Origin of the sequence: Intestinimonas sp. RTP31139st1_F5_RTP31139_211217, assembly GCF_040226735.1 — a bacterium.
Taxonomy (GTDB): Bacteria; Bacillota; Clostridia; order Oscillospirales; family Oscillospiraceae; genus Intestinimonas; species Intestinimonas butyriciproducens.
On sequence record NZ_JBCOAQ010000022.1, the window covers coordinates 31,495 to 56,877 of the forward strand.

The 25,383-nt window shown below is 59.3% G+C and carries 25 protein-coding genes and 3 tRNA genes; 24 read left to right on the forward strand and 4 right to left on the reverse strand.

The annotated features are described in order from the left end of the window. Positions 1-13: 13 nt before the first annotated feature. The 17 genes from ABUA09_RS12585 (at position 14) to ABUA09_RS12665 (ending at position 15,290) form a co-directional block, all read left to right on the forward strand. Positions 14-694, forward strand: a complete 681-nt coding sequence (locus tag ABUA09_RS12585; RefSeq protein ID WP_058118530.1) for a response regulator transcription factor — start codon at positions 14-16, stop codon at positions 692-694. Continuing rightward, the gene (locus tag ABUA09_RS12590; protein ID WP_075704686.1) at positions 691-1,935 is read left to right on the forward strand and encodes a sensor histidine kinase; all 1,245 of its coding nucleotides are present in this window, start codon (positions 691-693) and stop codon (positions 1,933-1,935) included. Before ABUA09_RS12585 ends, ABUA09_RS12590 begins: the two co-directional genes overlap by 4 nt. A 78-nt stretch (positions 1,936-2,013) precedes the next feature. Continuing rightward, positions 2,014-3,924, forward strand: coding sequence for a polysaccharide biosynthesis protein (locus ABUA09_RS12595; protein WP_349949408.1), 1,911 nt, complete (start codon positions 2,014-2,016; stop codon positions 3,922-3,924). A gap of 13 nt (positions 3,925-3,937) precedes the next feature. After that, complete coding sequence (locus ABUA09_RS12600) at positions 3,938-4,654, forward strand: hypothetical protein (protein ID WP_058118527.1); 717 nt, start codon at positions 3,938-3,940, stop codon at positions 4,652-4,654. A 3-nt stretch (positions 4,655-4,657) separates the two neighbouring features. Continuing rightward, positions 4,658-5,401 carry a tyrosine-protein phosphatase gene (locus tag ABUA09_RS12605; RefSeq protein ID WP_279204325.1) on the forward strand — a complete coding sequence of 248 codons (744 nt, stop codon included), beginning with the start codon at positions 4,658-4,660 and terminating at the stop codon, positions 5,399-5,401. Between the two features lie 15 nt (positions 5,402-5,416). After that, complete coding sequence (locus ABUA09_RS12610; RefSeq protein ID WP_195614967.1) at positions 5,417-6,223, forward strand: DUF5011/hyalin repeat domain-containing protein; 807 nt, start codon at positions 5,417-5,419, stop codon at positions 6,221-6,223. An 11-nt stretch (positions 6,224-6,234) separates the two neighbouring features. After that, the gene (locus ABUA09_RS12615; RefSeq protein ID WP_195614968.1) at positions 6,235-7,737 is read left to right on the forward strand and encodes a tyrosine-protein kinase domain-containing protein; all 1,503 of its coding nucleotides are present in this window, start codon (positions 6,235-6,237) and stop codon (positions 7,735-7,737) included. Then, positions 7,724-9,166 (forward strand): P-loop NTPase, encoded by a 1,443-nt coding sequence (locus ABUA09_RS12620; RefSeq protein WP_279204327.1) that lies wholly within the window; start codon positions 7,724-7,726, stop codon positions 9,164-9,166. The genes ABUA09_RS12615 and ABUA09_RS12620 overlap by 14 nt, the downstream gene beginning before the upstream one ends. A 111-nt stretch (positions 9,167-9,277) precedes the next feature. Beyond that, a complete protein-coding gene (locus ABUA09_RS12625; RefSeq protein ID WP_195614969.1) occupies positions 9,278-11,014 on the forward strand; it encodes an ABC transporter ATP-binding protein in 1,737 nt (578 codons plus the stop codon). Between the two features lie 57 nt (positions 11,015-11,071). Then, complete coding sequence (locus ABUA09_RS12630) at positions 11,072-11,533, forward strand: VanZ family protein (protein ID WP_058118521.1); 462 nt, start codon at positions 11,072-11,074, stop codon at positions 11,531-11,533. 143 nt (positions 11,534-11,676) lie between these two features. Next, entirely contained in the window at positions 11,677-12,948 is a 1,272-nt protein-coding gene (locus ABUA09_RS12635; RefSeq protein WP_033116955.1) for a putative DNA modification/repair radical SAM protein, read from the forward strand. 10 nt (positions 12,949-12,958) lie between these two features. Then, the gene (locus ABUA09_RS12640) at positions 12,959-13,729 is read left to right on the forward strand and encodes a TIGR03915 family putative DNA repair protein (RefSeq protein WP_033116954.1); all 771 of its coding nucleotides are present in this window, start codon (positions 12,959-12,961) and stop codon (positions 13,727-13,729) included. Between the two features lie 86 nt (positions 13,730-13,815). Then, positions 13,816-14,055 carry a hypothetical protein gene (locus ABUA09_RS12645; protein ID WP_033116953.1) on the forward strand — a complete coding sequence of 80 codons (240 nt, stop codon included), beginning with the start codon at positions 13,816-13,818 and terminating at the stop codon, positions 14,053-14,055. An 86-nt stretch (positions 14,056-14,141) separates the two neighbouring features. Then, positions 14,142-14,834, forward strand: coding sequence for a VanR-ABDEGLN family response regulator transcription factor (gene vanR / locus ABUA09_RS12650; protein ID WP_033116952.1), 693 nt, complete (start codon positions 14,142-14,144; stop codon positions 14,832-14,834). Positions 14,835-15,020: 186 nt separating this feature from the next. Beyond that, positions 15,021-15,097 (forward strand) — tRNA-Met (locus ABUA09_RS12655). A 27-nt stretch (positions 15,098-15,124) separates the two neighbouring features. After that, positions 15,125-15,199, forward strand: a tRNA-Glu gene (locus tag ABUA09_RS12660). Positions 15,200-15,214: 15 nt separating this feature from the next. Further along, positions 15,215-15,290: transfer RNA gene (locus tag ABUA09_RS12665), tRNA-Val, on the forward strand. A gap of 130 nt (positions 15,291-15,420) precedes the next feature. Here ABUA09_RS12665 and ABUA09_RS12670 read toward each other — a convergent pair. From ABUA09_RS12670 to ABUA09_RS12685, 4 genes are all read right to left on the reverse strand, one after another. Further along, a complete protein-coding gene (locus tag ABUA09_RS12670) occupies positions 15,421-15,612 on the reverse strand; it encodes a tyrosine-type recombinase/integrase (protein ID WP_082636195.1) in 192 nt (63 codons plus the stop codon). Continuing rightward, the gene (locus ABUA09_RS12675; protein WP_058118520.1) at positions 15,557-15,895 is read right to left on the reverse strand and encodes a hypothetical protein; all 339 of its coding nucleotides are present in this window, start codon (positions 15,893-15,895) and stop codon (positions 15,557-15,559) included. Before ABUA09_RS12675 ends, ABUA09_RS12670 begins: the two co-directional genes overlap by 56 nt. A 139-nt stretch (positions 15,896-16,034) precedes the next feature. Then, a complete protein-coding gene (locus tag ABUA09_RS12680) occupies positions 16,035-16,232 on the reverse strand; it encodes a helix-turn-helix domain-containing protein (RefSeq protein WP_033116950.1) in 198 nt (65 codons plus the stop codon). Next, positions 16,219-16,389, reverse strand: a complete 171-nt coding sequence (locus ABUA09_RS12685) for a hypothetical protein (RefSeq protein ID WP_156113729.1) — start codon at positions 16,387-16,389, stop codon at positions 16,219-16,221. Before ABUA09_RS12685 ends, ABUA09_RS12680 begins: the two co-directional genes overlap by 14 nt. A gap of 888 nt (positions 16,390-17,277) precedes the next feature. Between ABUA09_RS12685 and ABUA09_RS12690 the strand changes: the two genes are divergently transcribed. Genes ABUA09_RS12690 through cas2 form a run of 7 tightly spaced genes read left to right on the forward strand, consistent with a single transcriptional unit; the run spans position 17,278 to position 24,994 of the window. Further along, positions 17,278-19,668 carry a CRISPR-associated helicase/endonuclease Cas3 gene (locus ABUA09_RS12690; protein ID WP_058118517.1) on the forward strand — a complete coding sequence of 797 codons (2,391 nt, stop codon included), beginning with the start codon at positions 17,278-17,280 and terminating at the stop codon, positions 19,666-19,668. A 4-nt stretch (positions 19,669-19,672) separates the two neighbouring features. After that, positions 19,673-20,401, forward strand: a complete 729-nt coding sequence (gene cas5c, locus ABUA09_RS12695) for a type I-C CRISPR-associated protein Cas5c (RefSeq protein WP_033116947.1) — start codon at positions 19,673-19,675, stop codon at positions 20,399-20,401. Then, entirely contained in the window at positions 20,401-22,167 is a 1,767-nt protein-coding gene (gene cas8c / locus ABUA09_RS12700) for a type I-C CRISPR-associated protein Cas8c/Csd1 (RefSeq protein ID WP_208319889.1), read from the forward strand. The genes cas5c and cas8c overlap by 1 nt, the downstream gene beginning before the upstream one ends. Then, positions 22,168-23,019 (forward strand): type I-C CRISPR-associated protein Cas7/Csd2, encoded by an 852-nt coding sequence (cas7c, locus tag ABUA09_RS12705; protein ID WP_033116945.1) that lies wholly within the window; start codon positions 22,168-22,170, stop codon positions 23,017-23,019. After that, positions 23,009-23,671 carry a CRISPR-associated protein Cas4 gene (gene cas4 / locus ABUA09_RS12710; protein WP_033116944.1) on the forward strand — a complete coding sequence of 221 codons (663 nt, stop codon included), beginning with the start codon at positions 23,009-23,011 and terminating at the stop codon, positions 23,669-23,671. Before cas7c ends, cas4 begins: the two co-directional genes overlap by 11 nt. Beyond that, the gene (cas1c, locus tag ABUA09_RS12715; protein WP_033116943.1) at positions 23,668-24,699 is read left to right on the forward strand and encodes a type I-C CRISPR-associated endonuclease Cas1c; all 1,032 of its coding nucleotides are present in this window, start codon (positions 23,668-23,670) and stop codon (positions 24,697-24,699) included. Before cas4 ends, cas1c begins: the two co-directional genes overlap by 4 nt. Positions 24,700-24,703: 4 nt before the next feature. Further along, positions 24,704-24,994, forward strand: a complete 291-nt coding sequence (cas2, locus tag ABUA09_RS12720) for a CRISPR-associated endonuclease Cas2 (RefSeq protein WP_033116942.1) — start codon at positions 24,704-24,706, stop codon at positions 24,992-24,994. The last annotated feature ends 389 nt before the right edge of the window (positions 24,995-25,383 follow it).

Genomic DNA, 25,383 nt, shown 5'->3' on the forward strand with positions numbered 1-25,383 from the left:
GAGAGGGTAGGATATGCGGATTTTGGTGGTGGAGGATGAGCAGGACCTGTTGGAATCTCTGGTAGAGGGGCTGCGGCTCAATTCTTACGCGGTGGACGGCTGTGACGATGGCTGCAAGGCCCATGAGCTGGTCAGCGTGGTGGAGTACGATCTGGTTGTTCTGGACCTGAACCTGCCGGGAATGGATGGATTTCAGCTTCTGCGGGAAATACGGACCGTGAATGCGGAGGTGAAGGTCCTCATCCTCTCGGCGCGGGATGGCCTGGAGGACAAAGTGCGGGGGCTGGACGCCGGAGCCAACGACTATCTCACCAAGCCCTTCCACTTCGCAGAGCTGGAGGCGAGGGTCCGGGGCCTCCTGCGCCGCCGGTTTACCCAGCAGGATCGACTTCTCACCTTCCGGGGCGTTATGCTGGATACCGCCGCCCACGCGGTGGAGGCGGCCGGACAGCCCCTGACGCTTACCAGGAAGGAGTATGCCCTCCTGGAGTATCTGCTCCTCCATCGGGGCAAGGTTGTCAGCGCCGAGGAGTTCATGGAGCATGTCTGGGACGGCGGCGTGGACAGCCTGAGCAATGCGCTGCGGGTACATATGGCCTCCCTGCGGAAAAAACTCCGTGCTGCTCTGGGATGTGACCTCATCCGAACCAAGGTGGGGGTGGGATACTATCTGGACGAGGGGGCGGAGGTATGAGGGGCGTTCATCCGTTTCAAAGGCTCTCCCTTGGCAAACGCCTTACCCTGCTGGTGATGATCGCCATGGCCCTCTCCTGCATCGTACTGGCGGCCGCCATGACCGTAGCGGGGGATCAGATGCTCTATACCATCTATGCCTCCCAGACCACCGTCACCCGTGGGGACGACCGGTACGGTTTACCCACCGTCTCCAAGGGAGCCGCCGCCAGCGGCACGATCCTCCTTCCTACCGGGGAGAAAGGGCCTTTATACGCGGAGGATCGGGGCCTGGGGGCGAAATTCAAATACCGGATTGAGAGCATCGTCTATGTCATCTGTACCATCGCAGTGGCCGGTGTGGCCACCTATATGATCACAGAGAATTGTCTCAGTCCTCTGGTGAATTTGAAAAATCAGGTCGCCAATCTCAGTGCGCAGAACCTCTCCGACTCCCCGGAGGGCGGCGCACCCCAGACCGGAGACGAGATCGAGAGCCTGTCCAACGCCTTTCAGGGAATGCGGTTGCGGCTGGACAGCGCCTTTGAGACACAGAAGCGTTTTGCCGCAAACGCCGCCCACGAGCTGCGCACCCCGCTGGCGGCCATCCAGACCCGGCTGGACGTGTTTTCCAAGCATGAGGACCACACGGAAGAGGAGTATCAGGCCCTCATCGGGTCGTTGCGCCGGCAGACGGAGCGGCTGAGCCTGCTGGTCAAGGACCTGCTGGATATGTCCTGTATGGAGGAGGTCCCCATGCAGGATGTCATTGACGTGGCCCCTCTCATGGACGAGATTGCCCACGAGCTGGAGCCCTTGGCGGAGAAAAAGGGTATGAGCTTCCGGACGGAAGGGGGAGGCACCGTACTGGGCAGCGACAGGCTCATTGCAAGGGCCCTCTATAATCTGGCGGAAAATGCGGTCAAATACGGCGCGGACGGAGGACATGTTGTACTGGCTGCCAGCCTCCAGGACCGAAATGTGCTGATCCGGGTGGAGGACGACGGGCCCGGAATCCCAGAAGAACACAGGGAGAAGATCTTTGAACCCTTTTACCGGGTGGACAAGTCCCGCTCCCGGGCCATGGGCGGAGCGGGACTTGGGCTTCCCATGACACGCGCCATTCTGGAGCGCCACGGAGGGACCATCCGGCTGGAGGAGAAGCCGGGGGGAGGATGCTGCTTCTGTGCCGCCCTCCCCACGGGGAAGTGGGACGGGTACCCTGGAAGCGCGGGAGAGCCGAGAACAAAGGGAGTTGTTTGACTTTTCCGCACGGGAGAGGTATAATAAAAGGTAAAATTTTTGAAATTCAGGTTAAAATCGGGGAAGGAGGGGAGAATCGTGCATCTATCCCGTTTCCGCGGGTGGATCGTCCTGGCAGCCGACGTGCTGCTGATCTTTACCTGCAATTTCTTCCTCTTTCTTCCCGCGCTGCTGCGCAGTGACATTCAGCTTTTGAACCTGGTGCTCCATATCGGCTTTCTCACCCTCTGCGTACTGGTGTTCCAGCTCTCCTTCAAGACCTATGAGAGCCTGTGGCGCTATGCGGAGAGCCGGGAATATCTGGTGCTGCTGATGGGGATGTCCTGCGGATATGGCCTCTACGCGGTGGCCAACCTTGCCCTGAGAGCCAGCCTTATCTGGATCGTCCAGGCGCTGACGGGCACGGCGCTGGCGCTGCTGGCCATGCTGTTTATTCGCTTTCTCTACCGCATATACCGCTTCCGCGTCACGGGCCGCAGCGGCGAGGGCCGCAGCCAGGCGGCCATCATCGGCGCGGGTACGGCGGCGGTGGCCCTGTTGTCCGAGCTCCAGAGCAACCCTCTGGGGCGCTATGCGCCCTGTTGCCTGGTGGACGACGCCCCCGACAAGATAGGGAAGATGATCCACGGCGTGCCCATCAAAGGGCCCATCGACGACCTGCTGACGATTCTTCCGAACACGCCGGTCACAGAGATCATTTTGGCCATTCCCACCCTGACGCCCCAGCGGCGGTCGGAGATCCTGAACCTGTGCGCCCACACCAACTGCCGCCTCCACATCCTCTCCGACCCTCTGATGCAGTTGGAGAAGGGGAGAGGCTCCCTGGCCGCCAATGTGCGGGAGGTGCAGATCGAGGACCTGCTGGGCCGGGAGGCGGTCAAGCTGGACGACAGCCGGGTCCGCAGCTTTGTCCAGGGCAAGACCGTGATGGTCACCGGCGGCGCAGGGTCCATCGGCGCGGAGCTCTGCCGTCAAATCGCCGGTTGTCAGCCCCGACGCCTGGTGGTGGTGGATATCGCGGAGAACGCTGTCTACGATCTGCAGAACGATCTGCTCCACCGCCATGGAGACGGGCTGAAGCTGGCTGTGGAGATCGCCTCGGTGCGTGAGCTGGAGAAAATGGACCAGTTGTTCCGAAAATATCGGCCGGAGCTGGTCTTTCACGCGGCGGCCCACAAGCACGTGCCCCTGATGGAGCAGTGTCCCGAGGAGGCCGTGAAAAACAACGTGTTCGGCACCTACAACACCGCGCTCTCCGCCAAGCGATATGGGGCGGAAAAATTCGTGCTCATTTCCACGGATAAGGCCGTGAACCCCACCAACATCATGGGCACGACCAAGTACCTCTGTGAGCAGGTGCTCCAGGGCCTGCGGGAGGGGAGTCGGACTGAATTCGCCGCCGTGCGCTTCGGGAATGTCCTGGGGTCCAGCGGCTCGGTGATCCCACTTTTTAAAAAGCAGATTGCCTACGGCGGGCCGGTTACCATCACGGACCGGCGGATCATCCGCTATTTCATGACCATACCCGAGGCGGTACAGCTGGTGCTGGAGGCAGGGTCCTTTGCCCGCAGCGGTGAGGTCTATGTGCTGGACATGGGGCGGCCGGTCCATATATTGGAGCTGGCGGAAAATCTCATCCGTCTGTCGGGCTACACCCCTTATGTGGATATCAGGATCGAGGAGGTCGGGCTGCGTCCCGGCGAGAAGCTCTATGAGGAGCTCCTCACCCAGAGCGCCGACCTGCGCCGTACCGAGCACGAAAAGATCTTTGTGGAGGAACGGGCGCCTCTGGCTCCCACGGAGCTGGACCGATGGCTGGAGTCGCTGTCCGATGCGGTGGACAGCGGCAGCCGGGAGCGTATTTTTCAGGAGCTGCACCGTCTGGTCCCCACTTTCCGGGAGCCGGACGAGGTGAACGAGGCCGCCATCCGGGCGGTGGAACAGGGGGCGGCGGTCCAGTTGGAAGAGCTGGCGGCAGTCCGCCGCTGAAAGGAGTTGTGCTATGAAAAAAGGGGCGAAGATCGCGCTGTGTGTTCTGGTGGTGGCGGTGGCTGCCGGCGGGGCCGCGGCGGCGTGGCAGTGGAACAATATCAACGCCGCCCGCTACGGACTCACCATGGACAAGGACTCTATCAGCCAGCGGCTGGAGGAAAACCAGCAGGCCCTCAACGATGCCATGGTCAAATACAACGTCACCCAGTATAGTTTCTCGCAGGAGGAGATCGAGCAGCTTGCGGATGGGAGTCTTGCGCCTGAGGAGGCTGCCCGCAGGCTCCTAGACGGCGGCGGGGCGGAGCCCTCCGGCACTCCGGCGCCAGACGCCTCCCCGACGCCTACGCCCACTCTGTCCACCGGCGGGGATACGGCGGCTGTGGAAGCGGCGGAGGAGGAGATCCGAGAAGAGATTGCCACTATGTATGTGCTCCGCTCCACTTATGTGGGCAAGCTGGAGGCCATCGTCCAGTCCGCCATTGACGAGTATACGGCGGGGGAGCACACCTCCGAGCGGCGCACCCAGGTAGTGTATGGCAAGCTGGAGGAGCTCACGGCGCTGGAGAAGGAGTGCGACCAGAAGGTGGCCGCTGTAGTGGCCCGGCTGCGGGAGCTCCTCAAGGCCATCGGACAGGACGACTCGCTTGCCAAGGAGGTGGAGGCGACCTACGAGGAGGAGAAGAGCCTGAAAAAGGCCTATTACCTCAAGGAATTCCAGGGTGGTTAGGCGATGATCGACCTGCACTGTCACATCCTGCCCGGCGTGGACGACGGATCCTCCTCTGAGGAGGAGAGCTGTCGGATGGCCCGTCTGGCGGTGGAGAGCGGCGTTACCGCCGTGTGCGCCACCCCGCACTGCAATGTGCCGGGTTGTTTTGACAATTACCGCACAGAGGCGTTGGAGGAGCGGTTCCTGTGCCTGGCCCGCCTGCTGGGGGAGCGGGACATCCCTCTGCGGCTGTATGCGGGGATGGAGGTCTATGTCACCCCGGAAACCCCACGGCATCTCCGGGAGGGGAAGCTCCTCACTCTGGGCGGCAGCCGGTATCTCTTGGTGGAGTTTGGATTTGAAGCGCCCTTCTCCTTTGCCCAGCGGATGCTGGAGGAGATCAGCGCCGCCGGGGCGGTCCCTGTGGTGGCCCACCCGGAACGCTACCGTTTTGCGCAGGAGGACCGGGGGTGCCTTCTCCGGTGGATAGAGGCGGGGTGGGCGCTCCAGATCAATAAAGGAAGCCTCTTTGGCCGGTTTGGCCGCCGGGCGGCCCGGACGGCTCACTGGTGCCTGGGGGAGGGGTGCATGCACCTCATCGGCAGCGATGCCCACAGCCCTTACCGGCGCACCCCATGGCTGGAGGACGCCCGGAGCTATGTGGCGGAGTACACCGCGCCGGAAATCGCGGATTTCCTGCTGGAGGAAAATCCCCGGCGCATGTTGGAGAATGCGCCCATCAGGCCGGTGCTGGCCCAATTCTAACGACCGAGGAATGCCATGAAAAAGCTGAAAATTTTCACTCTGGTGCTCTTTCTGCTCACCGGGAGCGCCCTTGCCGCGTCCGAGTACTATCACTACCGGGCGGAGGACCGCACCCTGCCCGTGCTCCGGTGTCCCGATGAGCCCCTGGTCATCTCTGTAGGAGAAAACAGCCGGGAAAAGCTGCTGGAGGGAGTCACCGCCTGGGACGACAAGGATGGAGACCTCACCGAGAGGGTACTCATCCAGGGGATCGCCAAAACCATCGAGGGCAGTGAAACCACCATTACATATGCCGTGGTGGACAGCGACGCCCACGTCGCCCACCGCACCCGGACCGTGCGCTATACCGATTACGCGCCCCCCAAATTTGCCCTCTCCCGGGAGCTGCGCTATTCCGTGGGGACGGCGGTCCAGATCCGGGACCGGCTGACCGCCACGGATCTCATCGACGGGGATGTGTCCGAGCGCATCAAGGTGACCAGCAGTGGCCTCTCCGCTTACGCCGAGGGGACCTACCCCGTCACCTTTGAGGTCACCAACAGCCTGGGAGATACCGCCTCCTTCACGGCGGACATCGTCATCAGGAACCAGGCCCAGGGGGAACCGCGCATCTACCTGACGGAATATTTGGTCTATCTGGCCAGGGGCGCGGTTTTTCAGCCCATGGAGTATCTGGAGTCGGTGACCTACGGTGCCGAGGAGACGGTGACGGTGGACGCACAGGTGGACACCTCCGTGCCGGGGACCTATCGGGTGCGCTATACCTGCGCCGGGCCGACGGGGACCGAGGGGACCGCCGCGCTCTACGTCGTTGTGGAATGAGGGGGCGCGGGATGGAAGAAAAGCAGATGTTTTCCATGTCAGAGCTCAATCCCCTGTGTCTGTGGCGGCGGCTGTGGAAAAACTGGCTGCTGATCCTGGCGGCAGGGCTCATCGCCCTTATGGGGACGGAGATCGCCGTCCAGAACCTGTATGCCCCAGAGTACACCGCAGGTGCCGTGCTGGCCGTCAGTGTCAAACGGAGCAGTTACTCCACCGTGCTCTCCAACCTGAGCATGTCCGCCGAAATCGCGGACACCTTTACCCAGCTTTTTGAGAGCAATATGTTCGGTTCAGTGGCCGCCGGTCAGTTGGGCGTAGAGAGCCTGCCGGGCACGCTGAAAGCCACCGTGCTGCCCGAGACCAATCTGCTCAGCCTGCGGGTCACGGCGGACTCGCCTGAGGACGCCTTTCAGACCCTGAAGCTGATGCTGGAGAACTATGACACCGTTTCCGAGCATGTGTTCCAAAACGTGATCCTCAAGGAGCTGGACAGTCCCACCGTGCCGACAGCCCCCTCCAATCCGGTGGATATGAGCCGGGTGCGCAGGCAGGCCTTTCTGGTCGGCGCGGCGGCTATGACGGCGCTGCTGTTGGCGGCGGCCCTCTGCTCCGACACCGTGCAGACCACCGCCGCCCTCCGGCGCAAGCTGGATGTGAAACTCTTCTCCACCCTCCACCATGAGGTGAAGAACAAGACCCTGCGGGCAAAGCTGCGCCGGGCCAACAAGGGGCTGCTCATCACCATGCCGGTGGCCAGCTTCCACTTCACCGAGTCGGTGTATAAGCTGGGAGTGAAGCTGACCTATGCCCTCCAGAAAGAGTCGGCCCAGGTGCTCCTGGTCACCAGTGTGGCGGAGAACGAGGGAAAATCCACCGTCTGCGCCAACATTGCCCTGACGCTGGCCCAGCGGAACAAGAAGGTGCTCCTCATCGACGCCGACCTCCACAAGGCGGCGCAGTACAAGCTCTTCGGACGGAAGCCGGAGCGGGAGCTGGCCGATCTGCTGGAGGGCAAGATCCCCTATGAGCCGGAATATCTGGAGCAGTATCCGCTCTACGCCCTCTTTTCCACCCGCTCCAACAGCCGGGCGGCGGAGCTCATCCCCTCGGAGAACATGGCGGCTCTGCTGCGCCAGGCGCGGGCAGAGATGGATTATATCATCATCGATTCGCCCCCCATCGCCCTTTTCTCTGACGTGGAAGCCCTGGCCGACCAGGCGGATGCCTCGCTGCTGGTGGTCCGGCAGGACGGGGTCCCGGCCGGGCGGATCAACGATGCGGCGGATATGCTCCGCCAGAGCCGGGCCAGGCTGCTGGGCTGTGTCTTCAACGATGTGCGCAGCATGCCCTTCTCCACCGACCACAGGGGCTATGGCTACGGATATGGGTATGGATACGGCTATAAATACGGATACGGCTATGGCCAAAGCGCGGGCCGAAAAGACCGAGACGGTGGGGAGGGCCCTGGAGCCGCGCCGTCCGACCAGGCGGGGAGTCACCATGGAAGAACATAAGCTGGATCAGGAAGAGGGCCGGATTGATCTGTACCGCCTTCTGCCGGAGCTGGGACGGGCCCTGCGCCGCCTGTTCTGGGTGCCGCTGCTGCTGGCGCTGCTGGGCGCCACCGCGATGGGGGTACGTGCCTGGAGGAGTTATGTGCCGCGCTACCACTCCGAAGCCACCTTCACCATCGAGACCAGCGCGTCCGCCCTCAGCGACATGGCCGGGAGCGGCAGTTATTATGACAAAGCCACGGCCGAACAACTGGCCAAGACCTTCCCCTATCTGCTGCAGTCCGACCTTCTTCAGTCCCTGCTCCGGCAGGAGCTGGGAGTGAGCTGGCTCAACGGCAGCATCTCGGCCCGGGCGGTGGACAACACAAGCCTTTTCTCCCTCCGGGTCACCAGCGCCAGCGCCCAGGATGCCTACGACATCCTGGAGACGGTCATCCGCATCTATCCTCGGGTGGCCGATTACGTGGTGGGCAGCACTGAGATGCACATTCTGACCCAGCCTGCGGTGGCCGCCCAGCCCGACGCCCCTTTTGATCCGGTACGCAGCATCTGCAAGGGCGCGCTGCTGGGCCTTGCCCTGGGGCTGGCGGTCGTGCTGCTCTTCGCCGCGACCCGGCGCACCGTCCGCACGCCGGAGGAGGTCAAGCGCCGACTCAACCAGACATGCCTTGCCTCCCTGCCCGCCGTGCGGTTCAAACGGCGCTCCGGGCAATTTGACCGCACCATCTCCATCCAAAACCCTAGGATATCCGGCGCTTTCCTGGAGAATGTACGCAGCCTGCGCATCAAGTTCCTCCGGGAGGCCGAGGGGCGCAAGGTGATCATGGTCTCCAGCACTCTCCCCGGCGAGGGAAAGACCACAGTGGCTGTCAACCTGGCCCTGACCCTCAGCCAGAACGGCGCGCGGGTCATTCTGGTGGACCTGGATCTGCGCAAGCCCTCCGTCAAGCGCTGCCTGGGGGTGAGCGTCCCCTCCAGGGGGGCGCCGGAGCTGCTGAACCTCCGGGGCGCAGATCCCAGGGAGCACCTGCTGACGCTGGAGGGGACGCAGGTCCGCCTGCTGGCCGGGGATGAGCCGTCGTCCAATCCGCGCAGACAGATGGAGTCCAGGCGCCTGGAAGCCCTTCTCACCACCCTGCGGGAGGAGGCCGACTACGTGATCCTGGACACGCCCCCCTGCGGTCTGCTGGGCGATGGGGCGGCGCTGGCCGGACTGGCCGACGCCTCCCTGTATGTGGTCCGCTCCGGGACCGCCCAGGTCTCCCACATCCTGGACAGCCTCCAGTTTCTCGCCGGCAGCGGGACTCCTCTGATGGGCTGTGTGCTCAATGGAGCCTCCGGCGGTGGGGGACGCTACGGGTATGGCTATGGGTACGGGTACGGCGGTGACCACTACGGGAAATATCACGCCTACCGGCAGGAAAAATAGGGGGCGTGAAGGCGGTCCCCTCTGCGCGCGGCGCTGAAAAACGGGGGCCGCCGTCCCGACCGGGACGGCGGCCCGTTTCTATGCGGATAGGGGGTGAGTATCCTGGCGGGGATGAAAAAAATATGGGACAAGCTGCGGGAGGGCTATCTGCAGGAAATGTGCCAGGAGCTGGGCTGGATTTACCGCTATGCCAGGCGCTACCGGGGACAAATCGCGCTGTATATCGCTCTGGGGCTCCTGGCGGCGGGGCTGGGCCTGGGTGGCAGTCTTCTCTCCCGCACCCTCACCACCGCCGTGGTGGGTGCGCATCGGGCCTGGGGAGAGGTGGCGGCCCTTGCGGCAGGCTATGTGCTGCTGGGGCTGGTGGCCCTGGGCCTCTCCGCCCTCAACAGCCGCATTTCCACCAAGGTGAATCTGAAGATCCAGAATGAGATGCAGGCCGACGTGTTCCGCCGCTTTCTCCAGGCGGATTGGAGCGCCCTCCAGGCATTCCACTCCGGCGATCTCCTCAGCCGGGTGACCGGGGACGTCGGCACCGTGGCGGGGAGCGTGTTTGGACTGCTGCCCAGCCTGGTAATCCGTCTGTTCCAGTTTTCGGCCTGCCTGATCCTGATCCTGTGGTATGACCCGGTGATGGCCCTGCTGGCCCTGCTCAGCGCCCCGGTGACTCTGCTGTTTTCCCGTGCCCTGATGGGACGGATGCGGGAGCATCAGAAACGGGTGCGGGGAGCCAACGCCCAGTTGATGGCCTTTCACGAGGAGGCCCTCCAGAATATGCAGGCCATCAAAGCCTTCGACCTGACGGGGCGGTTCACCGCGCGGGAGGGGGAGGAACAGGCCCGCTGGCGGGAGGCCAGCCTGGACTTCAACCGCTTTTCCATCCTGACCTCCTCTCTGATGTCCCTGATGGGGCAGGCGGTCTCCTATACCTGTCTGGCCTGGGGCGTTTACCGGCTGTGGACAGGATACATCGACCTTGCCCTGATGGTCATGTTCCTGCAGCTCGCCGGGCAGCTCTCCGCCGGGTTTTCCGCCCTGGTGGGGCTGGTGCCCGGCGCCATCTCCGCGACCGTGGCCGCCCGGCGCATCTTGGCTGTGCTGGACCTCCCCCGTGAACCGGAGGTCGCCCCTACGCTGGCGCGGCGGGTGGAGCGAATGGCCGCCGCGGGACGGGGAAAGGGGCTTACGCTGCGGCTGGACCGGGTGAGCTTCCGCTATGCGCCGGACCGTCCGGTGCTGGAGGAGGTCTCCCTCCTGGCGCGTCCGGGGGAGCTGGTGGCCCTGGCCGGCGCCTCCGGCGAGGGTAAGACCACCCTGCTGCGGGTGTTGCTGGGCCTGATCCGACCCCAGGGCGGGACGGCGATCCTCCAGGCGCCGGGGGAGGAGGACCTGCCTGTGTCGGCCTGTACCCGTCCCCTCTTTGCCTATGTGCCCCAGGAAAAGGCCGCCTTTTCCGGCACCATCGCCGAGAGCCTGCGCCTGCTGCGGCCGGATGCCGACGACCAGATGCTGGAGGAGGCCCTCAGGACCGCCTGCGCCTACGAATTCGTCAGCCGGCTTCCTCAGGGGATACACACCCCTTTGGGGGAACAGGGGGCGGGGCTCTCCGAGGGGCAGAACCAACGCCTCTCCATCGCCCGCGCGCTGCTGCGGGACGCTCCGGTCCTGCTGCTGGATGAGGCCACCTCGGCGCTGGATGCGGAGACCGAGGCCCGGGTGCTCCGGAACCTGCTCACAGGGCAGGGGGGACGCACCTGCATTGTCACCAGCCACCGGCCCACGGTCTTTGCCATGGCCGACCGGGTCTACCAGATCCGGGAGGGCAGGGTGGAGGAGGGTCCGTGCTAGGGCGTGTTTCCATAGTTCAAACAGGCCCCAGGCATCTCAAAAAAGGAGGATCCCGGCATGCAAAACGTCTCCAAGTCAAGGATCGGATGTTACCCCGTGCTGACCCTGCTGTGGCTGGGCGTTATCTGGGGGCACTCCCTCCAGCCCGCCGCCGTCTCCTCACAGGAGAGCGGTGCGGTGCTCTCGGGCCTGTCGGCGCTGCTGGAGGCGCTGTGCCTTCCCCCCTTTCTCACCGAGACGCTGGTACGCAAGGGCGCCCATATGGCGGAGTATCTGGTGCTCGCGGCGCTGCTCACTGGGAGCCTGCGAAACCGGGACCGGACCGGGCGGGGCCTGTGTGCCGGGGTACTCTCCGCGTCGCTCTTCTGCGCCCTGATCGATGAGACCATCCAGCTCTTTGTGGAAGGGAGGGCGGGAAAGGTGTCCGACATCTGGGTGGACCTGGGGGGTGCGGCGCTGGGCTTGCTGCTGGCACTGGCGGCGGGGGTGCTGTGGAGGAAGAAAAGGTACGCCGCATAAAAAAGACAATGTTCCGCGCCGCTCCGGCCCTCCAGGGCCTGGGCGGCGCGGCTGCATAGAGGGAGAAATTTTCCTGTTGACATACATTTGTTCGAGAACTATAATACTAGTACAAATGTTTCATAACGGGAGGAAAAAGAACTGTGGAGCTGCTGGACAAGCTGACCATTCTGACCGATGCGGCCAAATACGATGCGGCCTGTACCTCCAGCGGTCTGGACCGGGCGGGGCGGTCGGGAAAACTGGGCTCTACGGTGTTGGGGGGATGCTGCCATTCCTTCTCCGCCGACGGGCGGTGTGTGACGCTGCTGAAGGTGCTGATGACCAACGCGTGCTGTTACGACTGTCAGTACTGCGTGAACCGCCGCTCCAACGACGTGCCACGCACGGCCTTTACGCCCCGGGAGCTGGCCGAGCTCACCATCGGCTTCTACCGGCGCAATTATATCGAGGGGCTTTTCCTCTCCTCTGCTGTACTGAGAGACCCGGACTACACCACAGAGCGGATGATCGAGACCCTGCGCCTCATCCGGGAGGAGTACGGCTTTGCCGGATACATCCACGCAAAGGCCATCCCCGGCGCGGATCCGCTGCTCACCTATCGGCTGGGACTGCTGGCGGACCGGATGAGCGTGAACATCGAGCTGCCCTCCGAGGCATCCCTGAAAGCGTTGGCCCCGGACAAGACCAGGGCCTCCATCCTGACCCCCATGGCCCAGATTCGGGAGGGCATTCTGGAGTCCGGGCAGGCCCTCAGGCTGTACCGGGGCGCTCCCCGGTTCGCTCCGGCCGGACAGTCCACCCAGATGATCATCGGCGCCACGCCGGAGTCTGATCTCCATATCCTCCGCCTTACCGAGGGGCTCTATCAGAAGTATCAGCTCAAGCGGGTCTTTTATTCGGCCTATCTGCCCGTGTCCGACAGCAAGCTCCTGCCCGCCCCGCAGGGCTTCCAGCCGCCCCTTCTCCGGGAGCACCGGCTGTATCAGGCCGACTGGTTGCTGCGGTTTTATCACTTTGAAGCGACGGAACTGCTGGATGAGGCCCACCCGGATCTCGACCCCCGCCTGGACCCCAAATGCTGCTGGGCGCTGCGGCATCTGGAGGAATTTCCGGTAGAGGTAAACCGGGCGGACTATGAGCGGCTGCTACGGGTCCCCGGCATAGGGGTGCGTTCGGCGCGGCGGATCCTCACCGCCCGGCGGGTGGGTCCCCTCACCTTTGAGGGGCTCAAAAAGCTGGGCGTGGTGCTCAAGCGGGCGCAGTACTTCCTCACCTGCTCCGGGCGGATGCTCCCGGGGCTGAGCCGCGTGAAGCCGGACAGTGTGCTGCGGCAGATGGTGGCGCTGGAACGGCCGCTGCTGGCCGGAGACGTTCCGGAGCAGCTCTCACTCTTTGCGCAAAATGCCGGATAAGGAGGCCCTTATGGACCACGGAACGCCCTTTGCCTATCTCTATGACGGCTCTTATGCGGGTTTCCTCACCTGTATCTATGAGAGCTACGTCCGAAAAGAACTGCCTGTGAGCTTCTCCACACCGGAGGATCCCCGCATCTCCCTCTATCCCGAACGGGCGGTGGAGACCGAGGAAGCCCATGCCGGGCGGGTGTACCGCTCTCTCAGCCAGAGGATCTCGCTGGACGCACAGCGCATGGTGACCCGCGGCTTCCTCACCTGTATGCCCGAAAAGGAGGAGCGGATCTATGCGTTTGTCCGGCTGGGGTACCGGATCGGCCCCGCTGTGGTGCGGGACCTGACGGACCCGCGGGTGGCGCCGCTGGTGACTGCTCTGACCCATCTGAAGGGCGAGGCCCACCAGCTACAGGGCTTCCTCCGTTTCTCCGAACAGGGCGGCGTGCTGACGGCGGAGATTGAGCCTAAAAACCGGGTCCTCCCCCTGCTGCGGCCCCACTTCTGCGCCCGGTACTCCGGAGAGCGGTTCGTCATCTACGACCGCACACACCGGGAGGCGCTGTTTTACCAGCCAGGGCGGTGGGCCATTGTACCGCTGGAGGCGTTTTGTGCCGGCGTGCCGGGGGAGACGGAGCTGGATTACCGCAGGCTATGGCGGCGGTTCTACGATACCATCTCCATCGAGGGACGCTATCATCCCAAGTGCCGTATGACCCATATGCCCAAACGCTACTGGAACACCATGACCGAGTTCCAGACTGAGCCGGGGCTGAGAGAGCGATAACGATTTTACCTATTTTTAATCTTTCCTTTATGGTGGTTTCAGAGAAGGATGGTAGGATAGGACCAACACAAAGGAGGGAACTTACGATGATCACGCTGCTTACGTTGAGTATTCTGTGTGTGGTGGGGGTGGCGCTCGTCAGCGTGGCGCTGCTGCTGATCGGGCTGCCGTTTGCCATTCTCTTCGGCCTGCTGCCCTGGTTTTTGAATCTGGCCGCCGTGGTGCTGCTGGTCAAGGGGCTCCTGGACCGGCCCTTCCGGTGGGAGAACCTCATTCCGGCGGGGGCGGCCCTGCTGTGCGCCGGCCTTCTCAAATGGCTCTTCTAAAACCTTATGATTTTCTTATCTTTTCTCAGGAGGCGTTGACTTGCCTGCGCCCCGGTGGATATAATATCCGGGAAGAGGTGAGAGATATGGAGGCCAATATCCTGGTGGTGGACGACGAGCCGGAGATCGCGGACCTGGTAGGGGTCTATCTCAAAAGCGAGGGATTCACCGTCTTTACCTGCGGCACAGCCGCGGAGGCGCTGGCCTGCGTCCGGGCGCAGAGCCTGGATCTGGCTGTGCTGGATGTGATGCTCCCGGACATGTCCGGCTTTGTCCTCTGTGGGGAGATCCGCAAGGAGTACCATTTTCCTGTGATCATGCTCACGGCCAAAGGATCGGATATGGACAAGATCACCGGGCTCACCATCGGGGCCGACGACTATATCACCAAGCCCTTCAATCCGCTGGAGCTGGTGGCGCGGGTCAAGGCGCAGCTTCGGAGATACACCCGCTATAATGGGACGGAGAAACCGCCCACAGGGGATGTGATCGACTTTAACGGTCTGGTCATCAACCGCAGCACCCATGAGTGTACGCTCTATGACCAGGAGCTGAATCTTACCCCCATCGAGTTTGATATCCTGTGGATGCTCTGCGAAAACCGGGGGCAGGTCATCTCCGCCGAGCGTCTCTTCGAGACGGTGTGGGGCGAGAAGTATCTGGACCGGAACAATACTGTAATGGTGCATATCCGCCGCCTGAGGGAAAAAATGGGGGAGCCCTCCCGGGACCCCCGCTTTATCAAAACAGTGTGGGGCGTGGGCTACAAGATCGATTAGGGCCTGCCCCGATATTGGAAAGCGGTCCCAGGAGTGCCGTTTCCGCTGAATAAAGGAGCTGTCTGGCGGGCCTAAAAATTTGGCCTCCCCGGCGACGGAAAAATTTTAAAAAATCAGATATTTCTTGTTGACAACCGTGGACAAATCGGGTATACTAACTCTTGCCCTGTTCGTCGGGGCCTATTTGGCGGCATAGCTCAGTTGGCTAGAGCATGCGGTTCATACCCGCAGTGTCCCCGGTTCAAATCCAGGTGCCGCTACCATGCAGCACTAGCTGCACCGCACCCCATGGCGCGTTGGTCAAGCGGCTAAGACACCGCCCTTTCACGGCGGTAACATGGGTTCGATTCCCATACGCGTCACCAACACGTTCCCCATATGGAGGCATAGCTCAGCTGGTAGAGCGCTCGCCTCACACGCGAGAGGTCACAGATTCGAGTTCTGTTGTCTCCACCAGAAAACACCGTCAAAACCGCTGGTTTTGACGGTGTTTTCTTTTTTGTCCAACTTTTTGGGCGGCTTTCTTAAAATTTCTAACTGATTTCTAACAGGCGGGATTTTTCTGTCAGTAACGTGGCAGTAACCCTTACTTTAAAGCTGCATCAATGGAATCCGCCATATCCCGCTTTGCTGAGTAGAGAAAGTGCGAATAGATGTTGGCGGTGGTGGAGATGTCACTGTGGCCCAGCCATCCCTGAATATCCTGGATGTCCCGTCCAGCGCTATGGAGCAGTGTGGCTACGCTGTGACGCAGCCCGTGGAAGAGAATGTAAGGCAGGCCGCAGACTTCGGGCCAATCCCCGCAGCGCGACGTTCTGAAATGCCGGGAATATTGAAATCACGTTGCGGAACACCGCCTTATATTGCTCCAAGGTCGTAACGCGGATGGAATACCTCTCCACCTCGTTCAGCCACTGCTCCATAAAGGGCAGGAAGGGCTGATCTGTCCCGGTCAAGTGGTGGTCCTGGATCTTCTCCGGCTTGTCCATCTCCTGCTTCAAAAAGGCTTCCGCTCTGCGCTTATTGTCCTTTTTCTCCTTCATGCCAAGATAGGACGGCACAATATTTATTCTTTTTGATTTGCAGGCTTCCTGTCATAAAAACTCTTTTCCAACAGGATAGAGTACCCGCTGTTACAAACCCATTATATCACATCCGGCGTTCGGATGCGATATAATGGCACTTGATTTCTAGGGCTACTCAGTTATTTTTCAAAAACCTTAGAACCTCCGCTTTGTGGATACAGATTCTTCTGCCGATTCTAACACTTCTGATCTGTCCGGAATGTATCAGCTCATAGGCCGTATTCCTGCCGACGGAGAGTATTGGCATCAGTTCTCTCACCGACAGCGTCAGGGGAAGGTCATCATAGGAGGTAGGACGTCTATCCATCCCCATCGCCTCCCTTCTTCTTCAGCGAAGCGAGGTAGATATGGGTCACATCATCCCGGCCATGTCCCAGCAGCTTAGCAACCTCTTTCCTGGCCTGATAGGGGCTCCTCCCCTTTTGGATGCGTTCCTGATACCACTCCGCTCCGACGCCCGGGTGTGCCACAGCCCGTGAAAGGTCATAGGCCGGTCGGAGTCCGGGTCCTGGGCCAATGGCCGGTTGTCTGCCAGGAATCGCTGAAAGTCCTTGATCGCCTCGTGGGTCAAACGGTTGTCGGGAACGAACAGCTTATGCCCGCGGGCTGTATTACGCAAATGGAATCTGAGCCGGTCCAGAAGAGCGGTACCGCTCCGCCAGAAAGCGGCAAAAGCGTTTCACCGCCTCATATATCGCTCCCTGGGCTTGAAGCTGCCCTGCCGGTTGTGGCGGTGGAGTTTGTCCAGATGGAGCAAAAGGTTTTCATATTGTTTTAACATTGAAGTACATCTTTTCTAAAAAATATATTCTACCTCTATTTACTTCCAGGTCAAACCGGTCCGGCGGCACCCACAAGGGGTACGCCACGGCTCTAAGCGGCAAAGCCGCCAAGAGCCGTGCAGAGGGCATACTACGCCCCTGGTCCTCTCCATTCCTCCCTAACTTACTCCGCCCTGAAATACAAGCCCATTTTACCCCTTTACACCTGGCTTTTATAGTTGAAGTTTCTTCACCTAAGTCAAGTTTGTTATAAAATAGCGGCGATAGATTTTCTATCGCCGCCTTGCCTTGCTAGGGAAACCCCTCTTTTTCATTTTTTCAATCCACTCTAACTGCTGTATCTGTCAGAGACCAATTTAGTATATCACGTAATTTTTTTTTTTGCAAATACCATTTTATATTCAATGAAAAAGATGTGTTAAAACATTGACAAAAACGAGGCCCTATGGTAAAGTTTTGCCATCAAGGCAATCTCCAATTATCTAAAATTTGCTTCCGAGGCAAAAGATTGTCCAGTTTATTGGACAGCAGGTGTTGTATTTTATCTCTAAAATCACGTATTTGGAAGTGGGACCAATGGAAAGCTACCTGGCACACATTCAGAGGGATCCATCTGACAAAATAATCGCCGTCCAATCGGTCAGTAAACACTGCCATAATACCGCAAGATATGCGGCAGCGGCGCTGGAGCCCGTTGGCCTCTCCGCCGCTGGGGAGGCGGTGGGGCTGCTGCATGATCTCGGAAAATACTCAGAGCAGTTCCAGGACTACATAAAGGATGGAGCTGGCACACGCGGCTCGGTGAATCACACCTTCGCTGGAGTACGTCTTCTTCTGGAGCGATATCACCATGAGCCGCCAGAGGATCTGGCAGACATCGCCGCTGAACTGTTGGCCTTAGCCGTCGGCGGGCATCATGGCGGTCTGTTTGATTGTGTGGATGACCAACAAAAAAACGGTTTTCGGCACCGACTGACTAAGAAAGAGATCGGCTATGAAGAGGCAAGGGATAACTTTTTCCGTTTCTGCATCAACCAAGAGGAGCTTGACCAGCAGTTTCAAGCTGCCCTAAACGAGTTGACGCCAGTTCTGGAACACATCTGCGCTATGACTGGTGAGGAAGTCAGCGATGAGCGTTATGACCAGGAAACAGCGTTTTACTCCGGGCTCCTCGCCCGCCTGCTGCTCTCCGCAGTGATTGAGGGAGACCGACGGGATACGGCAATCTCCATGAATGGTGCCGCGTTCCCTCCTGCCCGAAGCGGCGAGGAGCTGGAACAGATGTGGTTCACTCTTTTGACAAGGACGGAAGAAAAGCTAAATGCGTTCTCCTCAAAAACTCCCATTGACCAGGCCCGGCGCATGATCTCGAACCAATGCGGACAGGCGGCGGAACAGGCCGGCGGCGTATTCCGCCTCAGTGTGCCGACCGGCGGTGGCAAGACCTTGTCCGGTCTCCGGTTTGCTCTCGCTCACGCCCGCAAATATCGAAAGCAGCGTATCATCTTCACCTCTCCCCTGCTCAGCATCTTGGATCAGAACGCAAAGGAGATTAGAAAATATATTCAGGACGACAGCCTGATTTTGGAGCATCACTCCAATCTGGTTCGCACAGAGGAAAACAGTGAGCAACTGGACGAGCGAGAACTTCTTACCGAGACTTGGGAGGCCCCTGTCATCATCACTACTCTGGTTCAACTGCTGAATATCCTATTCTCTGGAAAAACCACTTGTATCCGGCGGTTTCATTCTCTTTGTAACAGCGTTATCGTCATCGATGAGGTGCAGACAGTTCCCAGCAAAATGTTGTCTATGTTTTCTCTGGCGGTTAACTTTTTAGCGGAGATTTGCGGAGTTACAGTGGTTCTCTGTTCCGCTACCCAGCCCTGTACGGAGCAGATCGAGCATCCAATCCATGGTCCTATTCGTGATATTGTTCCATACGATCCCGCTCTTTGGCAGGTATTCCAGCGAACAGATATTCAAAGTGTCGGATCAATGTCCTTGGAACAGATCGCTGATTTTGCCGTAAAAAAGCTGGAGCATGTCGATAGTTTGCTGATTGTCTGCAACAAGAAGAATCAATCAGAACATCTGTATAGTCTCCTGAAGGACAAGAGCTTCGCTCTGTTTTCCCTTTCTGCCGCTATGTGCGTGACCCATCGGAGGGACACGCTGAACAAGCTGAAAAGCGCTCTGGGGCAGAGTAGTCAAAAAACAGTCTGTGTCTCTACCCAGGTCATTGAGGCCGGGGTGGACATCTCCTTCGGTTGTGTGATCCGCCTGTCCGCCGGGATGGACAGCGTGGTCCAGGCAGCGGGCCGCTGCAACCGCAGCGGCGAGGCCGGGCCCGGTGTCCTGGCTCCGGTCTATCTGGTAGAGTGCCAGCAGGAGAACCTCTCCCATTTGCCAGACATCCAGCTGGGCAAAGACGCCACCCAAGAACTCATCGCGGAATTTGCAGCTCGCCCGGAACAGTTTCAGCACCGTTTGGATTCTGATGCTTCCATCGAATACTATTACCGGGCGCTGTATCGCCGGGAACCGGCGGGGCACCATGACTACTGTGTAAAAGACCGCCCCTCACTGTTTTCCCTTCTGTCGCTGAACGGCCAATACGCTCAGGAGCACCCTTATTATTTCAATCAGGCATTCCGGCTGGCCGGAACCCTTTTTGAAGTTTTTGAGGAGAACACCACGGACGTGGTAGTCCCCTACAAAGAAAGCGAAGCGCTCATTGCCGGTTTATGCAGTGAAAAAGCCCAACGGGACCCGTTTTATCTGCGCTCTCTTTTGGAGGCGGCAAAGCCCTATACCGTCTCACTGTACCAATATCAAATTGACCGTCTGAACGAGGAGCACAGCCTGATTCCCCTCCAGGGCGGTGCGCTGGGACTCAGCGGACATTACAGTGCGGAGACCGGCTTTTCTATGGGTGAATCAAATCTTGAATTCTTGTGGAGGTGATACGATGCGGCACCCAAATATTGTGGAGTTTCAGGTCACAGGGGATTACGGCCTCTTCTCCGACCCGATCATGCGGGTGGGCGGGGAGAAATGCAGCTATCAGGTGCCTACCTATGAAGCATTGAAAGGCATTTTGTCCTCTGTGTACTGGAAACCAACACTGATCTGGTACATTGACGCGGTCCGGGTCATGAACCAGATTCAAACCGAGGTAAAGGGTATCCGGCCCATCCACTACCAGGACGGCAAAAACGACCTGTCCTACTACACCTATTTGAAAAACTGCCGTTATCAGATACGGGCCCATTTTGAGTGGAACGAGAACCGCCCGGAGCTTGCTCAGGACCGCAGTGAGAACAAGCACCACAATATCGCCAAACGGATGATCGAAAAAGGCGGCCGTCGGGATATCTTCCTGGGGGCCAGGGAGTGCCAGGGATATGTGGAGCCCTGTGTATTTGGAGAAGAGCCAAGCGCCTATGACAAGCTGCCGGAGTTGAGTTTCGGTCTGATGTATCACGGTATCACCTATGCTGACGAGGCCTACTCCACCGAGACCCAGGGAAAAATGACTGCACGGTTTTGGTATCCGGTGATGAAGCAGGGAGTTATCACCTTCCCCCGTCCGGAGGACTGTCCGCTCACCAAGCCTCTGCGCAAGATGGAAATGAAGCCCTTTGGGATTGATATGGAAAACTTCTCCGGTCTGCGGGAATTTGGGGAGGTGGAGTGATGGGGCTTTTGCAAAAGGCCTGTGAGACCTACGATGCGATGGCCGGCCGGGTTGGAATCATGTATGAGAAAGAAAAGGAGCCGCTGGCACCAATCTCCCACATGATGGCGCGGCCGCAAATCAAAATCACTTTGGATCAGAACGGAAACTTTATCACCGCTCAGGCGTTAGAGAAGGACGTCCCCAAAATTATCATTCCCGCAACGGAAGAATCAGCAGGACGAACGGTCAAGGCTGCTGAACTTCCCCACCCCTTATGCGATTACCTGCGGTATCTGCTGCCCCAAAACCAAGTGGAGTACAGCCACTATGTGTCACAGCTGTCCGCATGGGTCAATTCACCCTTTTCCCATCCAAAACTGCACGCCATCTTAAATTATGTGCAGGATAGAACCATTTTGGCAGATTTGAGTCAGGCGGGTATTACTGCCGAAGAGAAAGCGATGGTCTGCTGGGAGGTCAACGGCTTAGGGGAAAAACTCAACGGACCTTGCTGGACAGACCAGACGCTTATGAAAGCATTTATCGACTACACCGCCGCGAAACGGGCGGACACGCCGCCCGCACTGTGCATGGTTTCCGGCGAAATGGAAGCTCCCGCCGGACAGCATCCAAAAGGGATTATCCCCATCAACGGAAACGCCAAGCTGATCTCCGCCAATGACTCCAGCGGCTTCACATACCGGGGACGGTTCGACGATGCGGCGCAGGCCGCGACGGTAGGCTATACCGCATCCCAGAAGGCCCACAACGCCTTGCGGTGGCTGGTGGCCAACCAGAGCGTCTCTTTTGGCGGGCGGACCTTTGTTTGCTGGAGTCCCCAGGGCATCCAAATTCCCAAGGTGACAGGCCCCATGGGCCGCAAAGGTGGAGGAAACGTTCAGCGGGCGGCCACTCCCAGCCAGTATCAAAAGCAACTGTGGGAGGCTCTCTCCGGTTGGAAAGAGGACCTGCGCCCGCCTGCGGGCGTAGTGATCGCCGCTTTCGACGCGGCCACCACAGGCCGTCTGGCCGTCACCTACTACAACGAACTGCTGGCCTCCGATTTTCTGGACCGGCTGCACGACTGGGAGGTCTCCTGCTGTTGGGAAAACGGTCCCTATGGGATCCAATCACCCTCGTTGTTCCAAATTGTCAGCTGGGCCTTCGGGACACCCCGAAACGGAAAAGCAGAAATTGATGACCGCATCTTGAAGCAGCAGATGCAGCGGCTGGTGGCCTGCAGGGTGGACAAAGCGCCATTCCCACTGGATATTGAGCGGGCCCTGGTAGAAAAAGCCTCCCATCTCCTGCTCTATGAAGGAGAGAACCGCCAAAAACTGCTGTTCACAGCCTGCGCGGCCATTCGAAAATACCATTCAAAGGAGAAGTGGGATATGGCTTTAGACAAAAATTGTTCCGACCGGAGCTATCTGTTCGGTCGCCTGCTAGCCATCGCGGACGCAATAGAAAACAGCACCTATACCGACGAGGACCGGCGGGAGACCAACGCCATAAGAATGCAGAAAGTCTTTACGCTGCGCCCAATGGCAACATGGTCCGCCCTATGGGACAAGTTAGCGCCCTACAACAAGCGTCTGGCACAGTCCAAACCAAAACTTTACCGATATTACCAGAGTATGATTGATGATATTCTGGACAGCTTTTCTCCTTCCGACAGCACACTGAACCAGCAGTTGGATGATATCTATCTGTTGGGATATTCCCATCAGCGGGCCTACCGCAACGAAAAAACGGATCAACAAGAGACAGAGGAGGAGTCTTAAATGGGTATCTTACAGAACAAAATCGACTTTGTGGCCTTTGTATCCGCCACCATGGCAAACCCCAACGGCGACCCTCTCAACGGCAACAGCCCCCGCACCGACTACAACGGTTTAGGGGAAATGAGCGACGTGTGCATCAAGCGCAAGCTGCGCAACCGGATGCAGGATCTGGGACAGGCCGTGTTTGTCCAGTCCGCTGACCGGTGTGACGACGGATGCGGAAGTCTCAGCGACCGGGCCTCCGCCGTTCTGGGAAAAGCAAAGGAGTTCAAGGATTCAGAAGACTATGCACAAAAGGCCTGTGAAACATGGCTGGACGTGCGTTCTTTCGGCCAGGTATTTGCGTTTAAGGACACAAAAGGCATGTCCATCGGTGTGAGGGGCCCGGTCTCTGTACATCAGGGTGTCAGCGTCTCCCCCGTGCAGATAGAGGATATGCAGATCACCAAGAGTGTAAACGGTGAGAGCAACGACAAAGGCCGTTCCTCCGACACCATGGGCATGAAGCACTTTGTCCGCTTCGGTCTCTATAAGATCAAGGGCTCTATCAATGTTCAGCTTGCGGAAAAAACCGGCTTCACTGAGAAGGACGCCGATATTTTGAAGGAGTGTCTGCGCACCCTCTTCGTCAATGACGCCTCTTCCGCCCGGCCGGAGGGCTCCATGGAGGTGGTCAGACTCTACTGGTTCCACCACAACTGCAAGGATGGGCAGTATTCCTCCGCCAAGGTCCACCGTTCGGTCCAGGCTGAGTTGATTGCTTCTGACGCCATCCCCGCCTGCGCGGAGGATTACAAGATTACATTGGAGCCTTTGGCCGGACTGGAGCCGGAGATTCTGAATGGGATTTAAGGAAGAGGATTATCTCCAGCTTTCGGGTTTGCAGCACTTTGTCTTTTGCCGCCGCCAGTGGGCGCTGATCCACATTGAAGGTCAGTGGGCGGAGAATTACCGCACGGTGGACGGCCATCTCATGCACGAGCGCGTCCACGACCAGGAGTTTCGGGAGAGCCGGGGGGACTGTCTGACCGTCAGGGGGCTGGCCATCCACTCGACGGAGTTGGGTGTTTCCGGCCAGTGCGACGCGGTAGAGTTCCGCAGAGCCCCTGCCGGAATTGCTTTGCAAAATCGTGAAGGTTTGTGGCTGCCTTATCCGGTGGAGTACAAACGGGGCAAGCCCAAGAAACACAGTGCGGACGAGCTTCAGCTGTGCGCCCAGGCTATGTGCCTGGAGGAGATGCTCTGCTGTGCCGTCCCGGAGGGGGCACTCTATTACGGAGAGCCCCGCCGCCGGACGGTGGTCCCCTTTACGCCTGAACTGCGCGGGCAGGTTCAAGATAACCTGAAGGAGATGCATGAGCTGTATAAAAGGCGCCACACACCCAAGGTCAAGCCATCCAAGGCCTGTAACGCCTGCTCTTTGAAAGTCCTGTGCCTTCCAAAGCTGATGGGCCGCAAAAGAGTTGCGGACTATTTGGCCGCTGCCATGGAGGAGCTGAAATGAAACATCTGCTCAATACCCTCTACATCCTCTCAGAGGATATTTACCTGTCCCTGGACGGGGAGAATGTGGTGGCCAATCGGGACAAGCAGGTTGTCGCCCGCTATCCTCTACATACCTTGCAGAATATCATTACCTTTTCCTATGCCGGGGCGTCCCCCGCGCTGATGGGCGTCTGCGCCCAGCGTCAGATCGGCTTATCTTTCTGTACCCCCAGAGGAAAATTTCTGGCCCGGGTGTGCGGCGAGGGGAACGGAAACGTCCTGCTCCGCCGGACACAATATCGGACCGGGGATGATCCCACTCAATGCTGTCAGATCAGCCGCACTATGATCTTCGGCAAGCTGTTCAACGCCCGCTGGAGCATCGAGCGCACCCGCCGGGACCACGGTTTGCGGGTGGACGGCGAAAAACTGGTCTCCGCCTCCAAGCAAATCTACGGACTGCTGTCTCAGGTCAAGGAGGTAAGCGCTCCGGAGGAATTGCGGGGCCTGGAGGGGGTGGGGGCCTCCGCCTATTTCAGCGTTTTTGACGAGATGATCCTGGGGGATAAAGAGACGTTTTCCTTCCAGGGGCGCAGCCGTCGCCCTCCGCTGGACGCCGTCAACGCCATGCTCTCCTTCGCCTACAGCCTGCTGGCCCACGACTGCGCCTCCGCCTTGGAGAGTGTGGGGCTGGATTCCTATGTGGGATTCCTGCACCGGGACCGCCCGGGTCGGACTTCCTTGGCCCTGGACCTGATGGAGGAACTGCGTCCCTGCATGGCGGACCGCTTTGTGCTCACGCTCATCAACAACCGCCAGGTCAAGGCGGGAGACTTTCAATATATGGAGAGCGGCGCGGTGCTGCTGGCCGACGGCGGCAGGAAAACATTTCTGAAACATTGGCAGGAAAAGAAAAAAGAGACACTGACCCACCCCTATCTGGAGGAAAAGCTCCCATGGGGGATGATCCCCTATACGCAGGCACTTCTGCTGGCCCGTTATCTCCGGGGAGACTTGGACGCTTACCCACCTTTTTTGTGGAAGTGATAGTATGCTGGTTTTAATCACCTATGATGTGAACACCGAGGACGCCGCTGGCCGCAAACGTCTGCGGCAAATCGCGAAGCAGTGCGTCAACTACGGACAGCGGGTGCAGAACTCTGTCTTTGAATGTCTGCTGGATGCGGCCCAGTGCCGCATGTTACAGGCAAAGCTGTGTAAGATCATGGACCCGGAAAAGGACAGTCTTCGTTTTTATTACTTGGGAAACCGCTATGAAAACAAGATCGAGCATTTTGGAGTAAAGGCATCCTACAACCCAGAAGATGTATTGATGCTTTAGGTGCGAAACGTAAGCGCGCAGAAAATCGCCGAGGTCTCGCACCAGATTTTGCAGTATTATCTGTAAGGAGGCAACCTTATTTTTCAAAATCGGATAAGAGTTAGAAGAGGATATTTGTAAGAATTGTCTATTTTTCACGAGAACAGCTTGAATTTTTAGCTGTTTTTGCCGTCGCCCCCCACACGGGGGGCGTGGATTGAAATCGTGAGCTTATTGCCGATGCTGATGGCGACGCCGTCGCCCCCCACACGGGGGGCGTGGATTGAAATGGCGAACCGGGGCGCACGCTCCGTGCCAACCGAAGTCGCCCCCCACCCGGGGGGCGTGGATTGAAATTATGTCTACCATACGAAGATGATGAGCCCGGACGTCGCCCCCCACCCGGGGGG

What these genes read in the sequence shown, in the direction of transcription:
- ABUA09_RS12585 (WP_058118530.1), top strand. Translation starts at nt 14, where the DNA reads ATGCGGATTTTGGTGGTGGAGGATGAGCAGGACCTGTTGGAATCTCTG.
- ABUA09_RS12590 (WP_075704686.1), top strand. Translation starts at nt 691, where the DNA reads ATGAGGGGCGTTCATCCGTTTCAAAGGCTCTCCCTTGGCAAACGCCTT.
- ABUA09_RS12600 (WP_058118527.1), top strand. Translation starts at nt 3,938, where the DNA reads ATGAAAAAAGGGGCGAAGATCGCGCTGTGTGTTCTGGTGGTGGCGGTG.
- ABUA09_RS12605 (WP_279204325.1), top strand. Translation starts at nt 4,658, where the DNA reads ATGATCGACCTGCACTGTCACATCCTGCCCGGCGTGGACGACGGATCC.
- ABUA09_RS12610 (WP_195614967.1), top strand. Translation starts at nt 5,417, where the DNA reads ATGAAAAAGCTGAAAATTTTCACTCTGGTGCTCTTTCTGCTCACCGGG.
- ABUA09_RS12615 (WP_195614968.1), top strand. Translation starts at nt 6,235, where the DNA reads ATGGAAGAAAAGCAGATGTTTTCCATGTCAGAGCTCAATCCCCTGTGT.
- ABUA09_RS12620 (WP_279204327.1), top strand. Translation starts at nt 7,724, where the DNA reads ATGGAAGAACATAAGCTGGATCAGGAAGAGGGCCGGATTGATCTGTAC.
- ABUA09_RS12625 (WP_195614969.1), top strand. Translation starts at nt 9,278, where the DNA reads ATGAAAAAAATATGGGACAAGCTGCGGGAGGGCTATCTGCAGGAAATG.
- ABUA09_RS12630 (WP_058118521.1), top strand. Translation starts at nt 11,072, where the DNA reads ATGCAAAACGTCTCCAAGTCAAGGATCGGATGTTACCCCGTGCTGACC.
- ABUA09_RS12640 (WP_033116954.1), top strand. Translation starts at nt 12,959, where the DNA reads ATGGACCACGGAACGCCCTTTGCCTATCTCTATGACGGCTCTTATGCG.
- ABUA09_RS12645 (WP_033116953.1), top strand. Translation starts at nt 13,816, where the DNA reads ATGATCACGCTGCTTACGTTGAGTATTCTGTGTGTGGTGGGGGTGGCG.
- vanR (WP_033116952.1), top strand. Translation starts at nt 14,142, where the DNA reads ATGGAGGCCAATATCCTGGTGGTGGACGACGAGCCGGAGATCGCGGAC.
- ABUA09_RS12680 (WP_033116950.1), bottom strand. Translation starts at nt 16,232, where the DNA reads ATGGGGATGGATAGACGTCCTACCTCCTATGATGACCTTCCCCTGACG.
- ABUA09_RS12690 (WP_058118517.1), top strand. Translation starts at nt 17,278, where the DNA reads ATGGAAAGCTACCTGGCACACATTCAGAGGGATCCATCTGACAAAATA.
- cas5c (WP_033116947.1), top strand. Translation starts at nt 19,673, where the DNA reads ATGCGGCACCCAAATATTGTGGAGTTTCAGGTCACAGGGGATTACGGC.
- cas8c (WP_208319889.1), top strand. Translation starts at nt 20,401, where the DNA reads ATGGGGCTTTTGCAAAAGGCCTGTGAGACCTACGATGCGATGGCCGGC.
- cas7c (WP_033116945.1), top strand. Translation starts at nt 22,168, where the DNA reads ATGGGTATCTTACAGAACAAAATCGACTTTGTGGCCTTTGTATCCGCC.
- cas4 (WP_033116944.1), top strand. Translation starts at nt 23,009, where the DNA reads ATGGGATTTAAGGAAGAGGATTATCTCCAGCTTTCGGGTTTGCAGCAC.
- cas1c (WP_033116943.1), top strand. Translation starts at nt 23,668, where the DNA reads ATGAAACATCTGCTCAATACCCTCTACATCCTCTCAGAGGATATTTAC.
- cas2 (WP_033116942.1), top strand. Translation starts at nt 24,704, where the DNA reads ATGCTGGTTTTAATCACCTATGATGTGAACACCGAGGACGCCGCTGGC.